This is a genomic window from Myxococcus llanfairpwllgwyngyllgogerychwyrndrobwllllantysiliogogogochensis (assembly GCF_006636215.1).
Classification (GTDB): domain Bacteria; phylum Myxococcota; class Myxococcia; order Myxococcales; family Myxococcaceae; genus Myxococcus; species Myxococcus llanfairpwllgwyngyllgogerychwyrndrobwllllantysiliogogogochensis.
Window position 1 is genome coordinate 1 of sequence record NZ_VIFM01000591.1, and the last position, 685, is coordinate 685.

General features: G+C 50.1%; 1 tRNA gene and 1 rRNA gene. Both read right to left on the reverse strand.

Annotated features, from left to right (window positions below):
* Positions 1–160 precede the first annotated feature (160 nt).
* Positions 161–236, reverse strand: a tRNA-Glu gene (locus FJV41_RS55135).
* An 84-nt stretch (positions 237–320) separates the two neighbouring features.
* Positions 321–685, reverse strand: a 16S ribosomal RNA gene (locus FJV41_RS55140); the annotation flags it as partial.

Genomic DNA, 685 nt, shown 5'->3' on the forward strand with positions numbered 1-685 from the left:
TTCTGGTTGCGAAAATTTGAGAGACTCGAACACACTTAAACAGTGTGTCGTTTCAATTTTCAGCTTGATCCAGATTTTTAAAGAGCAAATATCTCAAACATCACCCGAAGATGAGTTTTGAGATAGTTCGGCACGCGTCTTTCACTCACGAACCAGCAAGTGGCGTCCCCTAGGGGATTCGAACCCCTGTTACCGCCGTGAAAGGGCGGTGTCCTGGGCCTCTAGACGAAGGGGACACTGAAGTCTCAATCGCAAGACGCCTTGCTATTTACTTTTCATCAGACAATCTGTGTGGACACTACAAAGGCAGGTTCTTAAGGTAAGGAGGTGATCCAACCGCAGGTTCCCCTACGGTTACCTTGTTACGACTTCACCCCAGTCATGAATCACAAAGTGGTAAGCGCCCTCCCGAAGGTTAAGCTACCTACTTCTTTTGCAACCCACTCCCATGGTGTGACGGGCGGTGTGTACAAGGCCCGGGAACGTATTCACCGTGGCATTCTGATCCACGATTACTAGCGATTCCGACTTCACGGAGTCGAGTTGCAGACTCCGATCCGGACTACGACATACTTTATGAGGTCCGCTTGCTCTCGCGAGGTCGCTTCTCTTTGTATATGCCATTGTAGCACGTGTGTAGCCCTACTCGTAAGGGCCATGATGACTTGACGTCATCCCCACGTTC